Origin of the sequence: Ureibacillus sp. FSL K6-0786 (assembly GCF_037965165.1) — a bacterium.
GTDB classification, from domain to species: Bacteria; Bacillota; Bacilli; order Bacillales_A; family Planococcaceae; genus Ureibacillus; species Ureibacillus thermosphaericus.
On the sequence record NZ_CP150191.1, the window covers coordinates 2,740,858 to 2,762,535 of the forward strand.

Consider the following 21,678-nt stretch of genomic DNA (forward strand, 5'->3'; position numbering starts at 1 on the left):
GTGAACAAAATGGGAAAACCGACTGGATTTTTGGAGTATAAAAGACAAAATGCCCAGTATCGAAATCCACTAGAAAGACTTCAAGACTGGAAGGAAATATCAACATTACCTTCTGAAGACTTGTTAAAAACTCAAGCAGCTCGATGTATGGATTGCGGTGTTCCATTTTGTCAAAATGGCTCTACTGTAGGAGGAATGTCGACAGGTTGCCCGGTATTTAATTTAATTCCTGAATGGAATGAGCTTGTATACCAAGGTAAATGGAAAGAGGCTTATGAACGATTAAGCAAAACAAATCCATTTCCAGAGTTTACTGGAAGAGCATGTCCGGCTCCTTGTGAAGCTGGATGTGTCGCTTCCCTTTATGAAAGCTCCGTAACCATTAAAAGTATAGAGTGGGCAATCATCGAAAAAGCTTTTGAAGAAGGTTGGGTAACACCTGACATTCCAGAAAAACGAACAGGAGTAAAGATTGCGGTAATTGGATCTGGACCAGCTGGTTTAGCTAGTGCACATGAGTTAAATAAATATGGGCATTCAATAACAGTATTTGAAAGAGCAGATCGAATCGGAGGATTGCTCACTTATGGCATTCCAAAAATGAAAATTGAGCAACACGTAGTTGATCGTCGAATCCATCTGATGGAACAAGCGGGAATTACCTTCTTAACAAACGTTGAAGTTGGGAAAGATTATTCGATTGACCAATTACAATCAGAGTTTGATGCGGTCATTCTTTGCACAGGTGCAACGAAACCTCGTGATCTACAAATTAACGGAAGAAATTTAAAAGGGATCCACTTTGCGATGGATTATTTACACGCCAATACGAAAAGTATGCTGGATTCAGATTTTAAAAATGGTCAATATATTTCTGCTGAGGGAAAAGATGTGGTAGTAATAGGCGGCGGTGATACAGCAGTCGATTGTATCGCTACTGCTCTAAGACAAAATTGTAAAAGTGTCGTCCAATTCGATATTTATCCGAAACGTCCATCAGAACGTACGCCTGATAATCCATGGCCACAATATCCAATGACATATAAGTTGGATTACGGTCAAGAAGAAGCGCTAGCGAAATTTGGAGATGATCCAAGGCTATTTACAACTACTGCATTAGAATTTATTGGTGATGATAACGGTCAACTTGTTGCTGTGAAAAGTGTTGGTATGAAAACGACATTGAATGAAAAAGGTGAAAAAATTCGAGAACCGATACCAAATACAGAGAAAATGATACCTGCTCAACTAGTGTTACTGGCAATCGGATTTGAAGGACCAGAACAACAATTATTTGAACAATTAAATATTGATATTAAAAACTTGAAAAATAGTAGTGCTTACAAAACAAATATAGACAACGTGTTTGTTGCTGGCGATGCAAGACGTGGTCAAAGTTTAATTGTATGGGCAATTCAAGAGGGAAAAGAAGCCGCAAAATCTTGTCATCAGTTAATAACAAACAAAGTAAACCTATAATTTTAGGAGGGTTAAAGTGCAGACTGAAGATTATATACAACAATTATTTGCCGATCGAATTGGGGGTCCTTCATTCGGTTTAAAGGAAGAAATATTCAAATTTGAAAAAATTAAAAGAGCTAAAAGAATAGCCATTAAAGAAAAACCGGATATGGCTTTAATTGATTTGGGAGTCGGTGAACCTGATGCAATGGCAGACAAAAGAGTAGTTGAAAAACTATTCGAAGAAGCCTTAAAACCTGAAAACCGATTTTATTCAGATAATGGCATACATGAATTTAAAGTGGCTGCTTCCCGCTATATGTCAGAGGTATTTGGAGTAAATGGTTTAGATCCTGAAACAGAAATTAACCATGTTATTGGATCTAAATCAGGACTCAGTTTACTGCCAGCTGCTTTCATTAACCCAGGGGACATTACATTAATGCCATCACCATGTTATCCGGTGCTAGGAACTTATACAAAATACTACGGTGGCGAAGTTGTTTATCTTCCATTATTAAAAGAAAATAACTTTTTGCCTCGCCTTGATCAAATTGATCAAGAAGTATTAAAGAAAGCAAAACTGCTCTATTTAAATTATCCCAATAACCCAACTGGTGCAGTAGCGACGAAACAGTTTTTTGAAGAAGTTATTGAGTTTGCAAAAAGCAATCAATTAATCGTCGTCCATGATGCAGCATATGCCGCATTAATGTTCGACGGTGAGAAGCCACTCAGCTTTTTATCGGTACCTGGTGCAAAAGAGATAGGAGTTGAAATCCATTCCTTATCCAAGTCTTTCAATATGACTGGATGGAGAATCGGGTTTATTGCTGGAAATGCAAAATTAATAAAAGCTTTTCAAACGGTAAAGGATAACAGCGATTCTGGTCAATTTATTCCAATCCAAAAAGCTGCAAGTTACGCTTTATCCCACCCTGAAATAACCGAACAAACAGCAAATAAATATTCCCGTCGCCATGAATTACTAGTGAATATTCTTCGTGGGTGTGGTTTTCAAGTGGAAAAACCGAAAGGCTCTTTTTACTTATATGCTGAAGCTCCAATCGGGGTCAAAGATGGGCCTTCCTTTCAAACAGCGGAAGATTTTTCCCAATACCTTATTCGAGAACATTTGATTTCAACAGTTCCGTGGGATGATGCAGGGAGTTTCGTAAGATTTTCCGTTACCTTTGAAGCTAATTCAGAAGAAGAAGAACAGCAAGTGATGAAGGAAATTGAAAGACGATTGAAAGGAGTTCAGTTTATTTTCAAAGGAAGGTGATGAAATGTATTTTACAAAAATGCATGGTTTAGGAAACAATTATATTTTTATTAATTTACTAGAAAATACTTTGCAAGAACAAATACTTCCAACTCTAGCAAAAAATCTTTCTGATGTGAGATTTGGAATTGGTTCTGACGGGATGATTCTTATTTGCGATTCAAAAGTAGCCGACTTTCGAATGCGTATCTTTAACGCAGATGGTTCAGAGGGGAAAAATTGCGGAAATGGATTAAGATGTGTAGCGAAATATCTATATGATCATCAATTTATAGATTCAACGTGTTTTACTATAGAAACACTTGGCGGTATCGTTGAAGTTCACATTTCTCAAGAAAATACAAAAGAAGTGGAATTCGTCACAGTTGATATGGGTGAACCGAAATTGTTAAAAGGAATGATTCCAATGAAAGGTGACCCAACAACAAAGACTATCAATGAACCATTGACGATAGGAGGAAATGTTTACTACTTAACTTGTGTTTCAATGGGTAACCCTCACGCCATTATGTTTGTTGATGATGTTCATAATGTACCGTTAGAAACAATCGGCCCAATGATTGAATTCTCCGATTTATTCCCTGAAAGAGTAAATGTTGGTGTTGTAGAGGTAAAAAATGACAATGAAATCGACTATCGAGTTTGGGAAAGAGGCTCTGGTTTAACAATGGCTTGCGGTACAGGTGCTTGTGCGGCGGTTGTCGCAGCCACGCTCAATGGAAAACTGAAGCAAAACCAAGTAATAACAGTCCATCTTCCAGGAGGTGATTTAGAAATTCATTGGGATGAACATAACCACGTTTGGAAAAAAGGCAGAGCAGAATACATTTGCCACGGTGAAATAAAATTAGATTATTTCACAAAAGAAACAATGCTGTAACAAGCAATCAAATAAATGAAATTTCGATAGATAATAGGAGGAATTTAATATGAAAAAAAATTATACAAAAGAAGACATTTTAAAAATTGCTGAACAGGAAAATGTGCGCTACATTCGGTTACAATTTACAGATCTATTTGGAATTATTAAAAATGTTGAAATACCGCTTAGTCAATTACCAAAAGCTTTAGATAACAAGATTATGTTTGATGGTTCTTCTATTGAAGGATTTGTAAGAATCGAAGAATCAGATATGTATTTATATCCCGATTTAAATACTTGGCTTATCTTCCCTTGGGAAGCAGAACAAGGTAGAAAAATTGCACGTTTAATTTGTGATGTATATTTACCAGATGGTACTCCTTTCCCTGGTGATCCCCGTGGCGTATTAAAACGGGTACTAAAGGAAGCGAATGAACTTGGATTTACAGCAATGAACGTAGGTCCAGAACCGGAATTCTTTTTGTTTAAAGCAGATGAACATGGCAATCCAACAATGGAGTTGAACGACAATGGAGGTTACTTCGATTTAGCTCCAACAGATTTAGGGGAAAACTGCCGTCGTGATATTGTTCTTACCTTAGAAGAAATGGGCTTTGAAATTGAAGCATCCCACCATGAAGTTGCCCCTGGACAACATGAAATTGATTTCAAATATTCCGATGCAGTCGATGCAGCCGATCAAATTCAAACATTTAAATTAGTAGTAAAAAATATTGCTAGAAAACATGGTCTACATGCCACATTTATGCCAAAACCTCTCTATGGCGTAAACGGTTCAGGAATGCACTGTCACCAATCTCTATTCCGCGGTAAAGAAAATGCCTTCTTTGATGAGAAAGATGAATTAGGATTAAGTGAAACTGCTAAACAATATTTAGCCGGAATTTTAAAACATGCTTATAGTTTTGCAGCCATTACAAATCCGACAGTCAATTCTTATAAGCGATTAGTTCCTGGTTATGAAGCACCTTGTTATATTGCATGGTCAGGAAAAAATCGTAGTCCACTCGTTCGTATCCCAGCAAGCCGTGGTTTAAGTACCCGCATTGAATTAAGAAACCCAGATCCATCCGCAAACCCATATCTTGCCCTAGCTGTAATGCTGGCAGCTGGTTTAGATGGCATTAAAAATAAATTAACACTTTGTGACCCAGTAAACTCTAACATTTATAAAATGGATGAGGAACAATTAGATCAATTAAACATTCGCAGTCTACCAGCTAGTTTAAAAGAAGCGATTGACGCACTCGAACAAAATGAAGTCATTAAAGCTGCACTTGGCGAACATATTACAACGCACTTTATTGAAGCAAAACGTATTGAATGGGATGAATTTAGAATCAACGTGCATCCATGGGAACGTGAACGTTATATCACTTTATATTAACTACTTAAAGGAGGACGTTATATGAAAAAAGTTGAGGTAATTACGCGTCCAGAAGTGTTTAAAGAATTGCGAGATAATTTATTCTCAATTGGAGTCGGTGGCATGACCGTTACGGAAGCTGCCGGTACAGGCAAACAAAAAGGTGTGGAGGGGATGTTTCGAGGTACAACTTTTGAAATTAAAGTATTGCCAAAGTTGAAAATTGAATTGGTTGTAGAAGATGGGAAAGTAGATCAAGTGATAGAAGTGATTCAAAGAACATGCAAAACTGGATCGGTAGGTGATGGAAAAATTTTTATTATCCCTGTTGAAGAAGCAATTCGCATCCGAACAGGGGAACATGGTAAAGAAGCGATTATATAAGTTGAGAGGAGTCGAGTGAAGATGAAGAAAAAAATGCTATCTATTTTTCCATTATTATTGTTCGCTGCAATGCCAGCTTATGCACAAGCACCAACTGTTGAGTCGATAGAATTGTCTGTGAATCTAGTTTGGGTCATGTTAGGTGCTATATTAGTATTCTTCATGCATGCTGGATTTACTTTGGTGGAAACAGGATTTACGAGAGCAAAAAACTCGTTAAACATCATCATGAAAAACTTCTTAACGATTAGTATTGTTTCCATTTTGTATTATCTTGTTGGCTTCGGTTTGATGTTTGGTGATTCAGCTGGAGGTATGTTTGGAACAAATGGATTTTTCTTATCGGGAAGAGAAGATATCGACTTTTTCGTATTCCAAGCAATGTTTGCTGCAACTTCCATTACCATTATTTCAGGTGCTGTAGCAGAACGGATAAGAATCATGAGCTATATAATGATTGCTGTTGCAATGAGCATCATTGTTTATCCTATCATAGGCCATTGGGTTTGGTCAGGTGACGGATGGCTTGCACAGCTCGGATTTACAGATTTTGCTGGTTCCACAGTGGTGCACTTAACTGGTGCGATTGCCGCATTAACCGTTGTCATCTTCCTCGGGCCTCGTATCGGAAAATATACAGGTAAAAAGGTCAATGTGATTCCAGGCCATAACATACCTCTAGGTGCTTTAGGTGTATTCGTACTTTGGTTAGGCTGGTTTGGTTTCAACGGTGCAAGCACCCTTGCAGCAGATACAAGTTTAGTACCACATGTCATTGCAACGACACTACTTTCTACATCGGCAGCTTTTGTGACGTCTGCCGTTTATACAAAAATCCGCTTTGGAAAAATTGATCCGTCCATTTCACTAAATGGTGTACTCGGTGGATTAGTAGGGATTACAGCAGGTGCAGCAGATATTTCCATTCTAGGTTCAATTATAGTTGGATTCGTATCAGGTATTTTATTAGTAGAAGGTGTTCGTTTCTTAGATGCAAAAGTACGTGTCGATGATCCGGTTGGTGCTATTGCTGTTCATGGTATTTGTGGTATTTGGGGCACTCTTGCAATCGGATTGTTCTCGACAGCTAGCGGTTTATTCTATGGGTATGGAGCTTCTCAACTAGGCGTTCAAGCAATTGGAGTTTTAGCCGTTATCAGTTATACATTCTTAATTGTAAGTGTTGCAACAGTTCTGATTAACTTTATTCATCCGATTCGTGTATCAAGCGAAGATGAAATTGCAGGTCTCGATTATTCTGAACATGGCTCTTATGCATATGAATGGAGTCAAACCTTGCTTGAAAGAGTAATCAATGGCAATGACGAAAAACCTGAACACGGTTTAGGTTTAGCCGATCGTTTGAATAATCTAGGACACGGGGTAGTAAAAAGTAAAACTTCTTAAGTTGTTTTGAGTGGGAAATTCATACAGTGGGTTAACATTGTTTTGCGATTCTATTGAAGATCTGGAGACAATACTTTCAGCCTGAGGAAGATTTCCTCAGGCTTTTTTAATTTGTACAAAGATACATCCGTTACCACACTAACTAGTTGGAAAATGGATGTGAAATGGGAATAAGATTGACGCCAGAAACCAGTTAATCGAAGAAGGTAAACAGTATATGGTTACGTATAAATGGAATAAGAAAAACCCTGATGAAAGGAAATTAATTCAAATTATGCCTGTCAATAATTAATAGGTTTGATGATTCCCTAAAATCAGTAGGCGACGATTCATAAGTATGAATCGTTGCTTTTTTTATAAATTGTAAAGTCTGATTATGTGACTTTAAAACTATTTAATTTTGTTTTATAAGAGATAAAATCATATTTTGGTAAGATGGAAAATTAGACTGATTACACTAAATAAAAAATAAATCGATAATTCTAAAGTTTTACAAAATAAAGATTTTAAAAGGATATATCAAAAAGTTAGAAATTTATATCGATATAATAATGGGTTTTTTTTCAGCAAGTGTTGATTTAGAAAAGAAGACATTTCTTTTTAGGATCAATGCATGAATTTTATATTTTAAATACTGGAGGTTAAATGAAGTATGAGAAGATCTTAATTATTTTCCCAAGATTTACTTTTAACATTAATTATCAAATTTATTCCAAACCCGTTAAGCTAAATAAATTAAACAACAAATAGAAAACAAAAATACAAAATCTTTTTAGGCAAAGGAGATGCCACTTTTCAACTAGGGGAGGACTATCAGTGAAAAAAGTTTCAAAAAAAATCAGCAAGTTTAGCTTTCGTAATTTTCATATAAAATTATTTATTTCCATTACAATTATTGTAATCCTTTCTTCTTTGCTAATTGGCACATTATCTTATCAAACATCCAAGGAAGAATTAAGAAACCAAATATTGGATAATGTTTCGGCTAATGTATCTAGAATCGATGATGTTATCAAGGATCTAATTCAACCGAAAATGACGGATATTCAAATATTGTCAAATCGTATAAGAGGATCCCAATTTCAAGAATCCAATCATTCTGAAATACGTAAATGGCTGAAATTTTATCAAGAATCCCATCCCGAAATTGCTGGTGTCTATGTAGGAAATGAAGACGGAATATTTGTGAAGGAACCAGCACATTTAGCGGTTAAAGCTGGATACGATCCTAGAGAAAGAGATTGGTATATTCAAGCCATGGAGAATAAAGGAGAAACCTTTATTTCAGAACCTTATGTTGCTGCAAGTACAGGAAAAATGGTGATTACCATCTCCAAAGCTCTCGATGATGGCACTGGAGTTGCAGGAATTGACATCAATCTTGATAAGTTGGAAGAATTAGTGAAAAACATTCAAATTGGCAAGGCGGGATATGGACTCGTTTTAGACAAAAACAATAAATATATTGCTCATCCATCTGCTGAATTGGGAAGTGAAGCCATAGATTCGATTTACGACAAATTGTATGAGAAAGATAAAGGACAGGTTAATGGAGTATTAAATGGAGAATCCGTAATTTTACATTTCATTACGGATGAATTGACTGGGTGGAAAATCGGCGGACTGATTTATGAGAAAGAAATTGATGAAGCAAATGAAGCTATCTTACATTTATCATGGATTGTAGGAACTATTGCGATTATCTTTGGTATCTTTGCTGCTGTTTTCATCATTAAATCTTTAAGCAGACCGATTAAACAATTGGGTGATTTAGCCGTAAAAGTCAGTGGAGGGGACTTGACCCAATACGCAAAAATATCGACAAATGACGTGATTGGAAAGTTAGGAATGGCTTTTAATGAAATGATTGATGGGTTGCGTACTTTGACTCTTCAAATAGACGAAACAGCCGAAAAAGTCGCGGCTACATCGGAACAATTGTCTGCCAGCTCCGAAGAAACGACTGCAGCAACTGAACAAGTGTCCAATTCGATTCAAGAAGTATCGAAAAATGCAGAAGCGCAGACAAGTATGGTTGAGAATGTATCCCATATCTTTAAAAAAGTTTCGCAAGGAGTGGAGGACATCGCCGAACGTTCATCCAACGTGACGGAACTTTCACGCAAAGCTATTCAGGTGGCAGACATAGGCGGCCAAGCTGTTTCCAAAACGGTTGAACAAATGAAATCCATTCATACATCTGTTAGCCAATCACAGTCCATTATTCATTCTTTATATGATAGTTCAAAACAAATTAATGAAATTTTAAATGTAATTACTGGAATTGCCGATCAAACGAATTTGCTTGCTTTAAATGCGGCTATTGAAGCTGCCCGTGCAGGTGAACATGGCAAAGGATTTGCTGTAGTCGCTGATGAAGTAAGAAGCCTTGCCGAACAAACCCAATCATCAGCTAAAGAAATTCAGGAGATTATTAAGAAAATTCAAGATGATACGGAAAATACAGTAAAGATGATGAAACAGATTTCTGTAAATGTAGATGATGGGGTAGAGATTACAAGCGAAGCCATTGAACAATTCAACCACATTCTCCAAACAACGAAAGAAATTTCGCCGCAAATGGAAGAAGTTTCTGAAGCAGTGAAAGAAATGTCCAAAGCTCTTCAACATGTCAATGAAGAATTGGATGGTCTTGTGGAAGTGGCTCAAGGTAATAATGCGGCATCTGAAGAAGTTGTCGCAACAGTGGAAGAACAGTTGGCTGCGATGCAGGAAATTTCCGCTTCGGCCCAGTCCCTTGCATCAATGGCAGAAGAATTGAAATCTGTCACATCTAATATGAAATATCATTGATGAAGGCAACTTCAATATTACATCTTGATGGCGTAATGAAAAAAGGGTTCTTTTCGATTCATCCATCAGTACAAACTGTTTTGAGTGACTAAATATTTTAGATGACGATGTAGAATAGGCAGGAGAGTTTAATCTTCTGCCTATTTTTCTTTTTAAAAAGTATTAGTCTAATTACAAATGTTATCCATTTGCAAAAAATTTTTGTATAATTCAAGATATGACTATCAAAAGAGAGGAAAAGAAGATGTTAAAGCATTTTTTTTCTTACTATAAACCACATAAACGATTATTTATCATCGACTTTTCATGTGCTGTCTTTGTGGCTATTTTAGATTTGTTTTTCCCAATTGCGGTGCAATGGTTTATTGATGTCTTATTACCTGAAGGCGATTGGGGAAAAATTGTACAAGTCAGCATTTTATTATTACTTGTTTACATTTTAAGCACCATCATGAACTTCGTTGTCAACTACTTGGGTCATAAACTAGGAATTAATATTGAAACCGACATGCGTCGCGATTTATTTAATCACATCCAAAAACAAAGCTTTAAATTTTTTGATAATACAAAAACGGGCCATATTATGAGCCGCATTACAAATGATCTTTTTGATATTGGTGAATTTGCGCACCATGGTCCAGAAGATTTCTTTATTGCAATGATGACATTTATTGGTGCGTTCATTATTATGTTCCAAGTAAATCCGACATTGACGTTTATTGCACTTGTTTTCACACCCTTTTTAATTTGGTTAGTGACTTACTGCAACAATAAAATGAACAATGCTTGGAAAGAAATGTATAGTAAAATTGCGGATGTTAATGGAAGAGTAGAAGATAGTGTTTCAGGAATCCGGGTTGTTAAATCATTTACAAACGAAGAATTTGAAATGAAGCGCTTTAAACAACAAAACGGATATTTCCGCGCTGCCAAACTATTTGCTTATAAAGTGATGGCAGGGACACACTCAAGCATCTATTTTATGACACGACTATTGACTTTAGTCATTTTAGTGGTAGGTGCTTGGTTGAGTTATAATGGCAAATTGACATATGGTGAATTAGTAAGTTTCGTATTATATACAAATGTTTTAATTAAACCTATTGATAAAATTAGTGCATTACTTGAACTGTATCCAAAAGGAATGGCAGGATTTAAACGTTTCCGGGAATTACTGATGCAAGATCCGGAAATTCAGGATCGTCCCAATGCTGTAGCAGTTCCTCATTTACAAGGAAATATCTCTTTCAACAATGTATCGTTCCAGTACGATGAATCAAAGCCGGTATTACGGAATATTTCATTTAATATCCAAGCTGGCCAAACAATCGCATTTGTCGGTCCATCTGGAGCAGGGAAGACAACAATCTGTTCATTAATTCCCCGCTTCTATGATGTAAACGCAGGGGCGATTACTATTGATGGAATCGACGTACGAGATATCACACAAAAATCGTTGCGTGAACAGATTGGCATTGTACAGCAAGATGTATTCTTATTTACTGGTACAATTCGTGAAAATATAGAATACGGAAGACTAGGTGCAAGCTTTGAGGAAATACAAGCGGCTGCTGAGAAGGCTCATTTGAAAGAATTTATCGAATCTCTTCCAGATGGTTATGAAACGCAGATTGGGGAGCGCGGCATAAAATTATCAGGAGGTCAAAAACAGCGTATAGCCATTGCACGTATGTTCCTAAAAAATCCGCCAATTTTAATATTAGATGAAGCCACTTCTGCACTGGATACTGAAACAGAAATGATGATTCAAAAATCTTTGAACGAGTTGTCCAAAAATCGTACAACATTAGTCATTGCGCATCGACTTGCAACGATTCGCAACGCCGATCGTATAATTGTTGTAACGAAAAATGGAATTGAAGAACAAGGCACTTATGAGGAACTAATTGCTTTAAATGGCGTATTTGCAAAATTGCATCATATCCAGTTTCAAAAAAATGAGGAGGAATTTATCTCTATCTAAAAGATTATTGGAGTTAATGGAGAAGCTGGGACAGAACTAAAATTGGCCTTCTTAAAATCGAATTATCATTAGCATTTCGATATTTAATTAAACCGAATGATATTGAAGCTCAGAATAGAGTTTCAATAATCGTTCGGTTTTTCTATTGGCTGAAAACCTTTTGTCTCAACTCTTTTCTTAATTAGCAATTATCTATTTTTTAGTCAAATTATCAAAAATCCCAGTAGCCATTCATTTCTAATATGTATTATTCCATATCTTCAATTTAATGAAAGAATAAGAAAAAAGGGAATCGTCTAAAAATTTAAAACGATCCCCTTTTTATGCTACACTTCCAAACAGAATTTTCTATCAACTTAGAAAACACTAATTCTTTTCTTAAAATAATACCATTAATTAAAAGGATTTTCTTTCTTTAAGCTTTCAGGAAGTTCTGGTTCATGAAAAACTAATGTACATCCCATAGTAGTTGCTGTATTAGCTAATAAAATAACCAAACCTGAAATTTTGCTGACAAGTAATTTTCTAAACATTCTCTTTACCTCCTACAAATTTTTGTGTTAATACAGAAATAAGTTGTAATGTTATTCCGTAAAAAATGAAAATTCTGCTGGAAGGTATAAATATGAAACAAAGCCATAAAACAAACAATCTAAAAGCTATTTTCTTTTTTAAATACTGTCTATGTTTATAATTAAAAACAGGACGTTTACTCGTACCAATTGGTGAAAAAATAAATAAAAATAAAGACATTGTACCAGTGAATAAAATCAACCATTCTATACTTAGATGAAAATCTTTTATGATGATTACACCAATTGGAAATGCAAGTATACTCATCAGTAAACAAACAATATTATTTTGAAAATGAAACCCCAAGCAAACTTGTCTCAAAATAAAAAATACAATGTGAGTGAAAAAAGTGATAAAAAAACAATCTAATAATATGGCAATCAGATAGATAATGATAATTTTCCAAATATCATTCAATATTAATCTCACGCCAAATTTTATTTTTTCTCTCTCTAAATTATTGTAATGTTCTAGAGTAAGCATATTGACTATTCGATTCTCAATATTCGATAGAAAATTCATAAACACCACCACATCATTATCTTAATGTAAATTTTGATTAAATGGAGTTTTATGTCATAAGTGTTTAAATTTTACTCCTAGATGTAACAAAAACTATTAAACTTAACGAGTATATTGCGAGTTTTACAGTAAAATAGTTATTGAACTTAATATATTTACAAGCATCTTCATTATTTTCTTTCATCTAAATTTTTTATTATAGGATTATGGTGTATAATGTGAAATGTGTGCTATTTTTTCGTATAAATATTTCCATAATCCTATTTCATTTATCTTAATTAGTGAATGTAAGTTGCGATAAATAATGTTTGGGATATGCCATCCCAAAATTACTAACATATAAAAATCACTATTTTTCAATCATGAAAAATAGTGATTTTCCAACTTATCCTTGATTAAAATAATACTCAAATCAATCAAACGAATTATTTTTTGATAACCCTATCATATATTCAAGGCTTAAAGGGGAGAGTTACAATTTCAGATTTACTTATTGTTAGTATTATTGAATTTACTGTAATCTGCCTATCGATTTTTTATTTGCAAAAAATAAAATTAAATCTATTTTCTGTTTCCATTAGTCTATCAATAGCTGTTATATCATTAGTTTCATTTTATTTTCTGGAATCATGGATTGCCATCATTATACTATTTGGTAGTATCGTGTTAGCTCTGATTTTTCACTCTAATTTATTTAAAATATGTATTGATTTATGTTTAATTATTTTCATCGGAATGATTTCAGACCACATTGCCCAACTGGTTTTAAATAAAAACAATAATGTCTTTTTCCACTCTCTAATCTTTGCACTTTGTTATGCAATATTATTTATAATCATTAATTTACTCATAAATTTATATAAACGAGATTATTTGCCCATTAATTTTATTACCAAGTTTCTCATCAGTATTTTATGTTGTGTAACTGTCATCGTCTTATATTTGAACATTTTTATACCAACATCATACGAAGAATTGCAGCTAACAAGAATTAATCTAATCATTCAAATATGTTACTTAATTGTTATGTCATTTTTGTTCATCTTACTTATTTATAGTATCAACGAAACGAATAAATTAAAGCATGAGAAGATACAAAAAGCATTGTTTTCTCAATATATGAGTTCATTAAATGAAATTAATATTGAAATGCAAAAATTTCGTCATGATTATAAAAATATTTTAATTACAATGGAGAGATACATAGATAATAAAGATTTAGATGGTTTAAAAAAATATTTTAAAGAAAAAATCATAAATACTGAAAAAAATACACTATTAAAAAATTCCTTAATTCATGATTTAGGGAATTTAGAACTGATGGAACTAAAAGGATTATTACTAACAAAACTATTAACAGCTGTAGAGAAGAAAATTGATATACAAATCGAAATTCCAGAAAAAATCGATTCTATTTATATGGATATTATTGATTTATCAAGAATGATAGGGATTTTAATTGACAACGCTATAGAAGCAAGTATTGAATGTGAGAATCCCTTTATCAATCTTGCTATTATGAAAACAAATGATAATTCAGTATTAATGATTATTGAAAATAATTTCACCAATACATTAGATATTCATCAACTTTATAAAAATCATTATTCAACAAAAAAAGGAAACCGTGGCTACGGCCTAAACAATGTTAAGGATATTTTAAATAACTACCCAAATGTACTAATGAATACGAGCATTGAGGAAAATATCTTTATCCAAGAAATTGAAATAAGATAAAGGTGATGTTTCTTGAAGGTCATAATTTGCGAAGATGATTTAGAACAAAGACAATTTCTGCAGAATGTCATAAGAAGATATTCAAGTTTTCATTTGCCAAGTATTGAAATTGCATTATGTGCTTCAACACCAGAAGAAGTCATATCTTATATCGAAAATCATTCAGCTGAATGTTACATATTAGATATTGAATTGAATAGCAGTATCAACGGTTTAGAATTAGCTAGAATTATACGAAAACAAGATCCATTAGCAACTATTATTTTTGTAACGACCTTTGCCAATAAACTAAAATTAACCTTTAAATACAAAGTAGCAGCTCTTGATTTCATTATTAAAACGTCGAATCAACAATTACTTGCTAACAATATCATCGAAGCATTGACAACTGCATATCAACATTATTTGACACTTGGCCATAATAGTTCTACAAAAGTACTTCAAATAAAAGTAGGAGAGAATATAAAAAATATTCGTTATGAAGATATTTATTATTTTGAAACCTCTTCAATACCTCATAAAATAAGAGTGCATTCAAAAAATGGCATCTATGAGTTTTATGGAAAATTAAAAGATTTAGAGAAATTGGATCCAAGATTTTGTAGATCACATAACAGCTATCTAATAAATATTGATTATTTGCACGAATATGATGTAAAAAATAAAATATTAATAATGGAAAATGGACATGAATGCTTGGTTTCATACAGATATGCTAAAAATATTGTGAAACACTTAGTGTAATGGATGCATAAAATGTGGGTGTTTTAGAAATTCGAAAACTTTAAATTTCTAACTGTAAAGTAGACATTCTAAAAAATAAAGTTTTTAAGCGGCTTGAGCCTATGTTCCAATGGGCTTAAGCCGTTTAATTTTTCTTGATAACGGAAATTGTTATAAAAATATATTTATCAATTGATTTTTCAGTTTTGGAAGGAAGTTTTTTGAATGCGTAATCTTTATAGATCCAGGGACTTGTGAGTAACCAAAGGATAACAGTAGAAGATAATCAAAGAATCGCCCTTTAAGCTGTACTAGAAAGGCATACATATAGATTTGGATTTAGAAAATGGGGCATTAAATTAGAATCCAATCTTTTAAATCTGGTGAATTTCTTATTGTTATGCCAACTTTTAAAATTAATAATCAACAGTTCATTATAATTGAATCCGTCTCAATACGAATTTTTTTGATATTTATAAAGGGGCATAAAGAAGCTCCCTATTAGGTCAGATGATTTTTATTTTTTCATCTGTCTGCCTAATAGGGAGTTATTACTTTAAGGAATCATCCGTTCGTCATGTTGTGATAGTAAAACAAGATTTAAAGTATTATCAGGGGGCATTAGAGCTAACAATTCAAAATCCTTGGAAATCACCGAATATTGGTTGAAGTAATGAATTAATCATTGTGAACTTATTAAAATAAAGAATTACTCCCATTACAACCATTATTCCTCCACCAATTCTCATAATAACTCCAGTATATTTTCTTAACCATGAAAATTTTGTTGAGAAAAAGGCGATTAACAGAAAAGGAATACTAAAGCCAAAAATATAAGAAATCATATAACCAGACCAAATAAAATGATAAGGATTGCACCTATTTGTCTTATTAAATTACCGTATTGAATATACCAAGCTTCAATAAATGTGGCACCTTCAGTAGAACCTAATCCTAGAACTAAATAAATGACAGAAAAACCTAGCAAAAAACAAACTGTATGAAAGAATATAATTTTTTTATCCCTAAACTCATTACTTTGTATTTTATCAATACTTAAACCTGTTATATAGGATAAAAAGACCGGATATAGAGGAAACACGCAAGGAGAAAGGAAAGTTAGAAGACCTGCACCAAAACAAAGAAAAATTGAAATATCTGTTTCCAATATAATCCCCCCGATTCTTCTTTAAAAGTTAATCAATTAGTTAATTAAATAATAAGTTAAATCCTTTATTATATTTGGAAAATATCATAAATGTAAACGCTAAACTAGAATCAACAGTTTTCCACAAATAGAACTCAACAGAATTCCCCAAATAAGATTAAACAGTTTCCCCACCATCAATCACTTTCAAATATACTGTTACTAGTCTATTGAAAGTGAGGAATTAGGAGTGAACAGATTTATGCTTTACATCGAGATTCATCGTTTATACAAAGAGGGATTCTCCAAGAGTGCTATTGCAAGAAAACTAAATATTTCAAGAAATAGAGTGATAGATTATTTGAATATGAGTACTGATGAGTTTGAAGAATTTTTAAGTACATTACGTACAAGAGAAAAGAAACTAGACCCTTATCATGATCAAATTCTAGGGTGGTTGAAGGAACATCCTGATTTAACTGCTGCACAAGTTTATGATTGGTTGGAAGAAAAGTTAGGTTTCAGGGAAGTCGCTGAGAACACTGTACGAAATTATTTAAACGAAATGAGGGATTACTATCGGATTCCAAAGGTAAAGGTTCAGAGGACATATAGTGTAGTTCCAGAATTACCAATGGGAAAACAGGCTCAAGTGGATTTTGGACAAACTACCGTCAAAAACAGACAAGGTGAGAATAAAAAGTTGTATTTTATCGCATTTGTTTTATCACATTCAAGATATAAATATGTAGAATGGCTCGATCGACCTTTTCGTACTTCCGATATGATTCGAATGCATGAAAATGCATTTGAATACTTTGGAGGAATGCCAGAAGAAATGGTCTATGACCAAGATGCGTTATTAGCAGTTAGTGAAAATGCAGGTGATTTAATTCTTACAGCTGAATTTACTAAATATCATCATACCCGTAAATTTAATGTTTATTTATGTAGAAAGAGTGATCCGGAATCAAAAGGTAAAATTGAACAGGTTGTGAAATTTGTAAAAAATAATTTTAGCAAAAATCGAGTATTCGATCATCTTTCAGATTGGAATCAATCGTGCCACGCTTGGTTGAAAAGAACAGGAAACTATAAAGTTCATCATAATACGAAAAAGAGACCTTCTGAAGTGCACGCCCTGGAAAAGCAACACTTAAAGAAAGTCTCTGGTACTTACATTTTCGCAAATGTTTCAACTCCAAGTATAACAAGAAATATCCATAAGGACAATGTTATTCGTTATGAAGGAAATCGATATAGCGTTCCTAAAGGAACATATAGAGCAGATGCCCCAAATCTTGCTTATTTACAAGAAGAGGATGGTTGGTTAATTATTCGACTGAAAGAAACTGGGATGGAGTTAGCAAAGCACCGAATATCCGAAGGAAAAGGATTGATTATTACAGATCCCTCCCATCGGGAACATAGCACAAGTAAACGAGATCTTTTAATTCATCAAATTCAAGAAACATTCATAGATAAAGAGAATATTCAATGGTTAATACACAAATTGAAAGAACGATATCCACGTCATTTAGTGGATCAACTCAAAGTACTACAACAAGCCATCAGAATTTACCCAAATCATTGTGAGGAAGCTTTATCTGAAATGAAGAAACTTGGAATGACCAGTGCAAATGATTTTCGGGATATTGCACATGCATTATCTGTACAATATCAAAAAAGTTCACCTAAAATCGTTGAATTGAATGAGAAGTATAAAGATTTATCAGCACCAGAACGATCCGAAGACATTTATTTAAAAGTCTTATCTGGAGGTGAAAATGAATGAATCATCATCCCTATGAAATTTTACAAGATAAATGTCGTACCTTGCGCCTCGCTGAGACGGCTAAAGAATTACCGAATTTACTCCGTGAAGCTGAAGCAAAGAATTGGACATATCATGAACTGGTTTATGAAATCTTAAGCTATGAGATGCGATGTAGAGAGCAGAAAAATAATGAGAGATTAATGAAATGGGCAGAGTTCCCAGAAATATTGACGTTTGATACCTATGATTTGAAGGAACAAACAGCTCTTGGTGAAAAACAACTAAATGTATTAAAAGAACTGAATTGGATTGAAGAATTTTTTACTTTAATTTTGATGGGACCAACAGGAGCAGGAAAAACACATTTATCCGTTGCATTAGGAATACACGCTGTGGAGAGAGGATACAAAGTATCCTTTGTCTCCATGAATCAGCTTATGTATATTTTAAAAACAAAAGAATATATCAATAAATCTAAAATACGCTACAAACGTATTATAGCTTCGGATTTAATTATTATTGATGATGTCATGTACATGACTTACGAGACTCAGGAAGCCAATCTATTTTTCCAGTTTATCTATGATTTATATGATAAAGCAGCATTCATTCTAACCTCTAATAAAGGGCCAAATGAATGGGGAAAATTTCTTGGTGATCCTACTTTAACAACAGCTATACTTGACCGTTTATTACATAGGAGTGAAATTATCACTTTCGATAACGAAACGGATAGCATTCGTATGAAATACAGAAAGGTATTATTTTAATTTAGCAAACTGTTGAATCTTAATTGTAGAAAACTGTTTAAAATTATTTGTGGAAAATTGTTTAATTCTACTTGACGGTTACAATAAATGATAAAAATCTAATCTTATTTGCAATTTCCCCATCGAAAAGAACAAATCAGGATTTGTAAAGATCGATTTAGGAAAAAAGGGGAAACTCTACCAAACTTTGTATTATAGTTGGGTTGTAAATTAATAGATGAATAGGAGGAATTCAAATTATGAAAAAATTTTTATTTAGTATATTAGTATCATGTATGGTGCTTGCTCCTAGTATAAGTGCATTGGCAGCAACAAGTTCTAGTGTTAAACTAACATCTATCAAAAGAGGTTGGAAAAAAAGAAAAATGTTAGACCAAGATATATTTGGTCTAACATTTTTTTGATTTAGAAGTGGGATATTAAATCTATTTAAACGTAATTTTAATATTCATTTTTGTTGTTTTTCATAAAAATTAAGTTCTGTCCCAGCCTCTTATTAAATGAAACGTTCAATGTGATTCCAATGAATAATTAATACATTTTCCTTCATTATATTTACTCATCCATTACTGCAGTCATTTCAACATCTTTTGATTTTTTTGTTGAAAGTGCAAAATATCCAATCGTAATGAGGATAAAGGCAGCCATGTAGCTTAATAGTATGAAGTTGTTCTGCCATAAGAATGAAATATCCCCACTTGAGATTGCAGCTTTAAAGGATTGGATTGAATAAGTCATTGGCAATAGTGCATTGATTGGTTGAAGTGTGTTTGGTAGCAACTCCATTGGGAATGTACCTGCACTTGTTGTTAATTGTAAAATTAATATAATAATCGCTATAAATCGTCCAGTGTCTCCTAATAATGTGACAAGCATTTGAATAAGTGTCATAAACACAATGCTTACAATTATGGAAGTTAGGATGAACAACGGAAGATTTACAACTTCTAGTTTTAATGCCAATAATAAAATGCAATCTACTAATAGTGCTTGAATGATACCGACAATGGCAATCACACCAAATTTACTACCAAACCAAGTGAAAGCATTTTTCGGTCGGATGACTGGTCGTTTTAATTCAAATACAATGGATAACATTAGTGCTCCTACGAATAAGCCTAGTGACATAAAATATGGTGAGAAGCCTGTTCCGTAATTTGGCACTTCATTTACTGCCTCTTTTTGAATAACAACCGGTTCACCCATCATGTCATACGTATCTTCATTTGCCTTAACTGAACCAGCTTCTTCAGCTCCATCAGCAAGTTTGTCAGCTAATTCCGTTGTACCATCTAACAATTTATCTGTGCCGGATTTTAATTGATTTGAACCATCTGCTAGTTGATTTGCACCGTCTTGAAGTTGACCTGCACCAGAAGTTAACTGTTTCATGCCTAAGCTTAATTCCCCAGCGCCATTTGTTAAATCAACTGAACCAGTATAAAGTTTATTTACACCATTTTGCAATGTTTGTTGTCCAGCATTAATTTGGTCAAGACCTGCAATTAATTGATCAAAGGCAGGGCCAGTTTGAGTTTTTAATTGCTCTTCAATACCATCAGCTGAAGAAAGCAATTGATTTGTTAGTGAAGTTTCAAATTGTGTTAACCCTTCTTTGAGTCCTTTGCTGATACCCGTAGAAATTTGAGGTTCTAATTGGGCTTTTAATTGGGTTTTATATTGCTCTTCAATTTGTTCCTTCGTAGGAACATTGCTTGCTAGCTGCGCGATAAAGGCAGCAGCTTGTTCTTCACTCATAATGTTGTTGGCAACGAGAGCAGCCTGAATTTGTTCTAAGTTTTGAGTTTGTGTTGATATGGATTGTACTGCAAGTTGGCTTGATAGTTGATTGACAATTCCAGCTGTCAGTTGTGTTGAAAGTTCTGCAGATAATTGAGTTTCTAATTGATCGATTCCATTACTAATATTCTCAACACTATTTTTAAGATTTTCAGAAATTCCTGTAGCAACTTGAGCTGGAAGTTGATCTTTCATTTGTTTTAGGCCATCTTCTACTTGAGATGTTCCTTCGACAAGGGATGGAAGATTTTCGTTCACTTGACGAAGACCATCTTTCAATTGACTAGAGCCAGCAGCAATCGAGCTTGAACCATCACTTGCACGGTTTACGCCTTCTTTGAATTCAATCATTTTTGAAGCCAATGTTGCAAGATTGTCACTCAATGTTTTTGAACCATCATTTAAATCAGCTACACCATCTTTTAATTGGCTTGCTCCATCGCTTGCTTGGCTAATTCCATCTGCTAACTTTGAAATGGAATCAAACATGGTTTCGGAATAAGTTGAAATGATATTTTTGGAGATTTCCGCTTTGATTTCTCTCATGGCAGTTTCTCCAATTTGAGCTGAAAGGAAGTTTGTACTTTCATTCGGAACATATTTTAGTTCCAATTTTTTCGGTTCATCATCTAGAATCGTTGTTGCATTTTTAGAAAAATTTTCTGGTATTTCCACTAGCAAATAAAAATCTCGATTCTCTAAACCTTTATAACCTTCTTCCTTTGAAACTACTTTGAAATTAAACTGTTCACTGTCATTGAGTTTTTCAGCAAGTTCTTTCCCGATTTCCAACGTTTTTCCTTCAAATTCAGCACCGGAATCTTCATTGACAATGGCAACTGGCAAGTCTTCTAAGTGCGCATATGGGTCCCAAAATGCCCAAATAAACATTCCTGTATACAGTACAGGAACAAGCGCAACTGCTAAAACCGATATGAGAATTTTCCGGTTTGAAAGAAGAAATTTTAGTTCCGCCATAAATGACGATTTTTTCATTTTGTTACCTCCTGGAAGTAATGACTATTTTGTTCATTTGGTCATTCTT

15 protein-coding genes and 1 pseudogene are annotated in these 21,678 nt (G+C 33.8%); 13 read left to right on the forward strand and 3 right to left on the reverse strand.

Annotated elements, in window-relative coordinates:
- Nucleotides 1-9: 9 nt before the first annotated feature.
- The 8 genes from NSQ18_RS13535 (at nucleotide 10) to NSQ18_RS13570 (ending at nucleotide 11,584) form a co-directional block, all read left to right on the forward strand.
- Nucleotides 10-1,479, forward strand: coding sequence for a glutamate synthase subunit beta (locus NSQ18_RS13535; protein WP_168412520.1), 1,470 nt, complete (start codon nucleotides 10-12; stop codon nucleotides 1,477-1,479).
- Nucleotides 1,480-1,495: 16 nt separating this feature from the next.
- Nucleotides 1,496-2,746 (forward strand): LL-diaminopimelate aminotransferase, encoded by a 1,251-nt coding sequence (locus NSQ18_RS13540; RefSeq protein WP_016839416.1) that lies wholly within the window; start codon nucleotides 1,496-1,498, stop codon nucleotides 2,744-2,746.
- A 4-nt stretch (nucleotides 2,747-2,750) separates the two neighbouring features.
- Complete coding sequence (gene dapF, locus NSQ18_RS13545) at nucleotides 2,751-3,626, forward strand: diaminopimelate epimerase (protein WP_016839417.1); 876 nt, start codon at nucleotides 2,751-2,753, stop codon at nucleotides 3,624-3,626.
- Between the two features lie 49 nt (nucleotides 3,627-3,675).
- On the forward strand, nucleotides 3,676-5,016 hold the full coding sequence (gene glnA / locus NSQ18_RS13550; protein WP_016839418.1) for a type I glutamate--ammonia ligase: 1,341 nt from the start codon (nucleotides 3,676-3,678) through the stop codon (nucleotides 5,014-5,016).
- Nucleotides 5,017-5,037: 21 nt separating this feature from the next.
- Nucleotides 5,038-5,379 (forward strand): P-II family nitrogen regulator, encoded by a 342-nt coding sequence (locus NSQ18_RS13555; protein WP_096551303.1) that lies wholly within the window; start codon nucleotides 5,038-5,040, stop codon nucleotides 5,377-5,379.
- 21 nt (nucleotides 5,380-5,400) lie between these two features.
- Nucleotides 5,401-6,786 (forward strand): ammonium transporter, encoded by a 1,386-nt coding sequence (locus tag NSQ18_RS13560; protein WP_168412521.1) that lies wholly within the window; start codon nucleotides 5,401-5,403, stop codon nucleotides 6,784-6,786.
- Between the two features lie 816 nt (nucleotides 6,787-7,602).
- On the forward strand, nucleotides 7,603-9,600 hold the full coding sequence (locus tag NSQ18_RS13565; RefSeq protein ID WP_016839650.1) for a methyl-accepting chemotaxis protein: 1,998 nt from the start codon (nucleotides 7,603-7,605) through the stop codon (nucleotides 9,598-9,600).
- Between the two features lie 244 nt (nucleotides 9,601-9,844).
- On the forward strand, nucleotides 9,845-11,584 hold the full coding sequence (locus NSQ18_RS13570; RefSeq protein ID WP_339288365.1) for an ABC transporter ATP-binding protein: 1,740 nt from the start codon (nucleotides 9,845-9,847) through the stop codon (nucleotides 11,582-11,584).
- A 392-nt stretch (nucleotides 11,585-11,976) separates the two neighbouring features.
- Here NSQ18_RS13570 and NSQ18_RS13575 read toward each other — a convergent pair whose 3' ends face one another.
- Nucleotides 11,977-12,117, reverse strand: coding sequence for a cyclic lactone autoinducer peptide (locus NSQ18_RS13575; RefSeq protein WP_016839648.1), 141 nt, complete (start codon nucleotides 12,115-12,117; stop codon nucleotides 11,977-11,979).
- A gap of 1,597 nt (nucleotides 12,118-13,714) precedes the next feature.
- Between NSQ18_RS13575 and NSQ18_RS13580 the strand changes: the two genes are divergently transcribed.
- Complete coding sequence (locus NSQ18_RS13580) at nucleotides 13,715-14,416, forward strand: GHKL domain-containing protein (protein WP_339288367.1); 702 nt, start codon at nucleotides 13,715-13,717, stop codon at nucleotides 14,414-14,416.
- A 12-nt stretch (nucleotides 14,417-14,428) separates the two neighbouring features.
- Nucleotides 14,429-15,160: a LytTR family DNA-binding domain-containing protein gene (locus NSQ18_RS13585; RefSeq protein ID WP_016839645.1), complete on the forward strand. Its 732-nt coding sequence runs from the start codon at nucleotides 14,429-14,431 to the stop codon at nucleotides 15,158-15,160.
- Between the two features lie 614 nt (nucleotides 15,161-15,774).
- Here the strand turns inward: NSQ18_RS13585 and NSQ18_RS13590 are convergent.
- Nucleotides 15,775-16,307: pseudogene (locus NSQ18_RS13590) on the reverse strand (cytochrome c biogenesis protein CcdA).
- Nucleotides 16,308-16,548: 241 nt separating this feature from the next.
- Here NSQ18_RS13590 and istA point away from each other — a divergent pair.
- The 3 genes from istA (at nucleotide 16,549) to NSQ18_RS13605 (ending at nucleotide 19,237) form a co-directional block, all read left to right on the forward strand.
- Nucleotides 16,549-18,081, forward strand: a complete 1,533-nt coding sequence (gene istA, locus NSQ18_RS13595) for an IS21 family transposase (protein ID WP_016839663.1) — start codon at nucleotides 16,549-16,551, stop codon at nucleotides 18,079-18,081.
- A complete protein-coding gene (gene istB / locus NSQ18_RS13600) occupies nucleotides 18,078-18,833 on the forward strand; it encodes an IS21-like element helper ATPase IstB (RefSeq protein WP_016839664.1) in 756 nt (251 codons plus the stop codon). The genes istA and istB overlap by 4 nt, the downstream gene beginning before the upstream one ends.
- Before the next feature lie 239 nt (nucleotides 18,834-19,072).
- Entirely contained in the window at nucleotides 19,073-19,237 is a 165-nt protein-coding gene (locus tag NSQ18_RS13605) for a hypothetical protein (RefSeq protein ID WP_339288369.1), read from the forward strand.
- A gap of 151 nt (nucleotides 19,238-19,388) precedes the next feature.
- On the opposite strand, the gene NSQ18_RS13610 is transcribed toward NSQ18_RS13605, so the two are convergent.
- Entirely contained in the window at nucleotides 19,389-21,629 is a 2,241-nt protein-coding gene (locus tag NSQ18_RS13610) for a YhgE/Pip domain-containing protein (protein ID WP_016838618.1), read from the reverse strand.
- Between the last annotated feature and the right edge of the window lie 49 nt (nucleotides 21,630-21,678).

What these genes read in the sequence shown, in the direction of transcription:
- istB (WP_016839664.1), top strand. Translation starts at nt 18,078, where the DNA reads ATGAATCATCATCCCTATGAAATTTTACAAGATAAATGTCGTACCTTG.
- NSQ18_RS13570 (WP_339288365.1), top strand. Translation starts at nt 9,845, where the DNA reads ATGTTAAAGCATTTTTTTTCTTACTATAAACCACATAAACGATTATTT.
- NSQ18_RS13610 (WP_016838618.1), bottom strand. Translation starts at nt 21,629, where the DNA reads ATGAAAAAATCGTCATTTATGGCGGAACTAAAATTTCTTCTTTCAAAC.
- NSQ18_RS13560 (WP_168412521.1), top strand. Translation starts at nt 5,401, where the DNA reads ATGAAGAAAAAAATGCTATCTATTTTTCCATTATTATTGTTCGCTGCA.
- NSQ18_RS13555 (WP_096551303.1), top strand. Translation starts at nt 5,038, where the DNA reads ATGAAAAAAGTTGAGGTAATTACGCGTCCAGAAGTGTTTAAAGAATTG.
- glnA (WP_016839418.1), top strand. Translation starts at nt 3,676, where the DNA reads ATGAAAAAAAATTATACAAAAGAAGACATTTTAAAAATTGCTGAACAG.
- NSQ18_RS13605 (WP_339288369.1), top strand. Translation starts at nt 19,073, where the DNA reads ATGAAAAAATTTTTATTTAGTATATTAGTATCATGTATGGTGCTTGCT.
- istA (WP_016839663.1), top strand. Translation starts at nt 16,549, where the DNA reads ATGCTTTACATCGAGATTCATCGTTTATACAAAGAGGGATTCTCCAAG.
- NSQ18_RS13575 (WP_016839648.1), bottom strand. Translation starts at nt 12,117, where the DNA reads ATGTTTAGAAAATTACTTGTCAGCAAAATTTCAGGTTTGGTTATTTTA.
- dapF (WP_016839417.1), top strand. Translation starts at nt 2,751, where the DNA reads ATGTATTTTACAAAAATGCATGGTTTAGGAAACAATTATATTTTTATT.
- NSQ18_RS13535 (WP_168412520.1), top strand. Translation starts at nt 10, where the DNA reads ATGGGAAAACCGACTGGATTTTTGGAGTATAAAAGACAAAATGCCCAG.